This window comes from Acinetobacter sp. YH12039 (assembly GCF_013420015.1).
Classification (GTDB): Bacteria; Pseudomonadota; Gammaproteobacteria; order Pseudomonadales; family Moraxellaceae; genus Acinetobacter; species Acinetobacter amyesii.
Map to the genome: position 1 here is coordinate 1 of NZ_VOZA01000095.1, position 4,020 is coordinate 4,020.

Here is a 4,020-nt window from a genome sequence, read left to right on the forward strand (position 1 = left end):
AATATATATCGTTGGCAGAAGAAATTATTTAGACCAATTATCAAAAACTTCATTGATGACTTTATTCTCGATAAAAATCATCTGCTACCACAGAGAATCTATAAATGATAGTGCGTAAGTCCTATAATAATTTGAAACTTTATAAAGAAAACAATGTCTTAAATTTACTAAATTGAAAAGCGATGAAAATTTGGAAACATTAAAAAATCAATGTGTTATAATTTGCCGAAATTAATTTGATCAGTATTTATTGATATTAAATACGAATTAAATGACATAAATAGAGGAGCTGCATAGGTTTATGCAGCTTTTTTGTTTGCAAATTTCAACATTTGTACTGTGTTGTATGCTGTTGAAAATAGGATTTTTTAAAGCCTACAATCTGCCGAATTGGCATATTCGTTGCTTAGGCATACACAAAATTAATGATGAATACATCACATGATTAATTTTGTGGAATGCTTATATGCATAAAGTTTACTTCATAGGGGCTAGGTCATGACGACTCCTAATCCATCTTCCGAGAACATGCTTGAACGTCTGTTTAAACTGAGCGAAAACAAAACCAGTTTCAAAACAGAAGTCATTGCAGGTGTAACTACTTTCTTGACAATGTGTTACATCATTATTGTCAATCCAATGATTTTGTCCGAAACGGGTATGGATCATGGCGCTGTTTTTGTCGCAACTTGTCTAGCAGCAGCCATTGGCTGTTTGGTGATGGGGCTTGTTGCTAACTATCCAATTGCCTTAGCACCCGGTATGGGCTTAAACGCTTACTTTACCTATTCTGTATGTTTGGGTATGGGCGTGGAATGGCAAACTGCTTTAGCAGCTGTTTTTGTCTCTGGCCTTGTTTTTATCGCTATCAGCATGTTCAAAATCCGTGAAGCGATTGTCAATGCGATTCCAATGTCGCTTAAACTGGCGATCGGCGGCGGTATTGGTTTATTCCTTGCACTGGTTTCTTTGAAAAATGCCGGCATTATTGTTGATAACCCTGCAACACTGGTCAGTCTGGGTGATTTAAAACAGCCGTCTGTCTTGTTGGCTTTACTTGGCTTCTTGATGGTTGTGGTTATGCATCACTTCAAAGTACGTGGTGCAATCATCATCAGTATTTTGGTGATTACTGCAATTTCAACCCTACTGGGCTTCAACGAATTTAAAGGTGTTGTAGGTGCTATTCCTTCAATCGCTCCAACATTCATGCAAATGAACTTCGAAGGTCTATTCACAGCAAGTTTGATTGGCGTAATCTTTGTATTCTTCTTGGTTGATTTATTTGACTCTACAGGTACATTGGTCGGTGTATCACACCGTGCAGGCTTATTAAAAGACGGTAAATTACCACGTTTGAAGAAAGCATTATTTGCTGACTCATCTGCAATTGTTGCGGGTGCGGCATTGGGTACGTCTTCGACTACGCCTTATATTGAATCATCAGCAGGTGTTGCTGCCGGTGGTCGTACAGGTTTAACTGCAGTTGTAGTTGCTGTATTGTTTATTTTGGCATTGTTCTTAGCACCACTTGCTCAGTCTGTACCAGGTTTTGCAACTGCGCCAGCATTATTGTTTGTTGGTGTGTTGATGATTCAAGGTATCGTTCATATTGAGTGGGATGATATTACTGAAGCAGTCCCTGCATTCTTAACAATTGTATTTATGCCGTTTACGTATTCAATTGCAGACGGTATTGCAATGGGCTTCATTAGCTATGCATTGGTTAAATTGCTGACAGGTAAAGCGAAAATTGTACCATATATGGTCTGGATTATTGCTGTACTTTGGGCATTAAAATTTGCTGCATTTGGCGGTTAATACTGTCAAATAGCGAAAGGGTGTAAACTCAGTTTGCACCCTTTTTTATTTTTATGAGGATAAGAGATGGATCAACTTGAGCTGATTCGCGCTTTGCCAAAAGCAGAGCTACATGTGCATATTGAAGGGACATTTGAGCCTGAACTCATGTTTGCAATTGCCCAACGCAACAATATTGCAATCCCTTATCAATCAGTCGAAGAATTAAAAGAAGCGTATAACTTTCATAATTTACAGTCTTTTTTAGACATTTATTATGCAGGTGCAAATGTACTGATTCATGAGCAAGATTTTTATGAGTTAGCATGGGCATACTTTGAAAAATGTGCAGAAGATCATGTGGTTCATACCGAAATGTTCTTCGACCCACAAACTCATACAGACCGTGGGGTTGCTTTTGAAACTGTCTTGAATGGCTTACAATGCGCTTGTGATGATGCCAAAGCAAAACTGGGCATTAGCTCACATCTGATTATGTGCTTTTTGCGTCATTTATCTGAAGACGCAGCATTTGCAACATTAGAACAAGCTTTACCATATAAAGATCAAATTATTGGTGTCGGTTTAGATTCGAGTGAAGTGGGTCATCCACCATCAAAATTCGAACGTGTTTTTGCTAAAGCACGTGAAGCAGGTTTTCTTATCGTTGCGCATGCAGGGGAAGAAGGTCCAGCAGAATACGTATGGGAAGCCTTGGATTTGCTGAAAGTAAATCGTGTTGACCATGGTGTACGTTCAGAAGAAGATCCTGCTTTGATGCAACGTTTAATTGCAGAAAAAATGCCATTAACCGTTTGCCCGCTAAGCAATTTAAAGCTCTGTGTGGTCAATAATATGGCTGAGCATAATATTCGCCGTCTATTGCAACAAGGTGTGCATGTGACCGTCAATTCAGATGATCCATCGTACTTTGGTGGTTATATGAATGATAACTTCATTGCGATCACCAAAGCACTTGATTTAAGCAATGCAGAGTTAAAGCAACTGGCAATCAACTCTTTTGAAGCATCATTTATTTCAGATGCTGAAAAACAAGCTTGGATTAAAAAGATTGAAGCGTTGAATTAATAATCAGCGTATAATCTCAGGCAGTGAATATTCACTGCCTTTTTTATGTTTAAATCATGCTTTTATCTCATTCAAATCGCTCTATATTTGCCTCATCGATTACATTTTTAGCCGCAGTATTGATTTCATCCGCTGCTAGTGCAGATAAATCAAGTTTAAGTCAGCGTATGCTAAAGCCTGTGATTGAATATCAATGCTCGCAAGAATTAAATACTTCTAAAATTTGGAAAGGTGCTGCGTTGTTTATGAGTGCTCAACAGAAAAAAGACAATCAAGCTGCGATTTGTCAGTGCGTGAGTGAGCATGCTATGGATGATATCGGTGCGAAAGATCTGATGACTGCTGCAGTGAATGAAACTGAAAAGAATAAACTGATTTCTAAAGCGGTTTTAAATAGTATGCGCGGTTGTGCTCAGCAAGTACTGAATTAAAAGATAATGCTTAAAATAAAAGCCACATGATGTGGCTTTTATTTTGTCTTTATTAGGGTTTTGGTTGTCGTGTCATACTTTTGAGCACATGGTCTTTATCAATAAAATGATGTTTCAACGCTGCCAAAATATGACCCACTAAGAGCAAGCCTGCTGCCCAAGAAATCCAAATATGTAGCGGTTTCACGATGGCTAATAATTCAGGATTATCTTGTACCAAGCGTGGTATTTCAAACAAATACAAGACAGGGGCGGGGTGACCTGCGCTCCAACTAAATAAGCAACCTGTAATCGGTAAAGCTAGTAGTACAAAATACAGTGCTAAATGACCCAAATGTGCCAAGGTTTTCATGCCGGATGACATGCTGTCAGGTAAATCTGGAGCGGGGTGGGTATAGCGCCAAAAGATTCGTATCACCACCAAAAAAATAATCGTAGTCGCAATATTTTTATGGAGGGTAATGACTTGTCCTTTAAAGCTGCCATCGACGTCATAACTGAGAAAATTGCCACTATAAAAGCCAATTAACCATGCCACGATGAATATGATCGCCATCAGCCAATGTAAGACCTGATACCGTCTTGGTAGTCAATCAGGTTTTGAGATTATTCGACCAATAAATAATCTCTTTGATAGGCAGTCTGATGTTTTAAAACGCCATAACACAGATGTATAAGCTTGCGCATTGCAGCACCTAAA

At 38.6% G+C, this 4,020-nt stretch carries 3 protein-coding genes and 2 pseudogenes; 4 read left to right on the forward strand and 1 reads right to left on the reverse strand.

What is annotated here, in order from left to right; genetic code table 11:
- The 4 genes and pseudogenes from FTT98_RS17300 to FTT98_RS17315 form a co-directional block, all read left to right on the forward strand.
- Positions 1 to 108 (forward strand): annotated as a pseudogene (locus FTT98_RS17300) (IS701 family transposase); the annotation flags it as partial.
- A 390-nt stretch (positions 109 to 498) separates the two neighbouring features.
- The gene (locus tag FTT98_RS17305; protein WP_180042031.1) at positions 499 to 1,821 is read left to right on the forward strand and encodes an NCS2 family permease; all 1,323 of its coding nucleotides are present in this window, start codon (positions 499 to 501) and stop codon (positions 1,819 to 1,821) included.
- Between the two features lie 66 nt (positions 1,822 to 1,887).
- Positions 1,888 to 2,889, forward strand: a complete 1,002-nt coding sequence (locus tag FTT98_RS17310; protein WP_180042033.1) for an adenosine deaminase — start codon at positions 1,888 to 1,890, stop codon at positions 2,887 to 2,889.
- Between the two features lie 56 nt (positions 2,890 to 2,945).
- Positions 2,946 to 3,320 (forward strand): hypothetical protein, encoded by a 375-nt coding sequence (locus FTT98_RS17315; protein ID WP_180027218.1) that lies wholly within the window; start codon positions 2,946 to 2,948, stop codon positions 3,318 to 3,320.
- Positions 3,321 to 3,372: 52 nt separating this feature from the next.
- Here the strand turns inward: FTT98_RS17315 and FTT98_RS17320 are convergent.
- A pseudogene (locus FTT98_RS17320) lies at positions 3,373 to 3,903 on the reverse strand (cytochrome b); the annotation flags it as partial.
- Between the last annotated feature and the right edge of the window lie 117 nt (positions 3,904 to 4,020).

Excerpts from the sequence above, each read along its gene's own strand:
- FTT98_RS17305 (WP_180042031.1), top strand. The coding sequence starts at position 499 with ATGACGACTCCTAATCCATCTTCCGAGAACATGCTTGAACGTCTGTTT.
- FTT98_RS17310 (WP_180042033.1), top strand. The coding sequence starts at position 1,888 with ATGGATCAACTTGAGCTGATTCGCGCTTTGCCAAAAGCAGAGCTACAT.
- FTT98_RS17315 (WP_180027218.1), top strand. The coding sequence starts at position 2,946 with ATGCTTTTATCTCATTCAAATCGCTCTATATTTGCCTCATCGATTACA.